A 565-nucleotide genomic window follows, 5' to 3' on the forward strand; every position below is an offset into this window, starting at 1 on the left:
CGTCACCGCCGTCGCCGCATTGCCCGCGCTGTCGGTCACTGTCACCGACAGCGTCAGGGTRCCGTCGTTCAGGTTACCCAGGTTGATATTACCGATGCTTTGCGTTGCGGACGTCAAGGTACCGTTGCCGGTCACATCRSYSCCGCCGTTGGCGCTGGAGATGGTATAGCTGTAGCTGGCGCCCACCTCGGCCCCGGTGAAGCTGAACGAGGCGCTGCCTTTCTCCGAGTCGCTGTAGAGGGTATCGCCAAAGGCGACACTGTGGCCGCTCGGCACCGCRGTATCCAGCGCACTGGTTGCCGTCACCGCCGTSGCCGYATTGCCCGAGGTATCCGTAAGCGTCACCGACAATGTCAGATCACCGTCGTTCAGGCYRCCCAGGTTGATATTGCCGATRCTTTGCGTGGCGGACGTCAGGGTGCCGTTGCCGGTCACATCGCTGCCGCCGTTGGCGCTGGAGATGGTATAGCTGTAGCTGGCGCCCACCTCGGCACCGGTAAAGCTGAACGAGGCGCTGCCTTTCTCCGAGTCGCTGTAGAGGGTATCGCCAAAGGCCACGCTGTGA

General features: G+C 62.8%; 1 protein-coding gene. It reads left to right on the forward strand.

Going from position 1 to position 565, the window contains the following annotated elements; genetic code table 11:
- On the forward strand, positions 1 to 565 hold a 565-nt coding region (locus EIZ48_RS28630), incomplete at both ends, for a hypothetical protein (protein ID WP_160658791.1).

It is taken from the genome of Photobacterium alginatilyticum, assembly GCF_009910675.1.
GTDB classification, from domain to species: domain Bacteria; phylum Pseudomonadota; class Gammaproteobacteria; order Enterobacterales; family Vibrionaceae; genus Photobacterium; species Photobacterium alginatilyticum.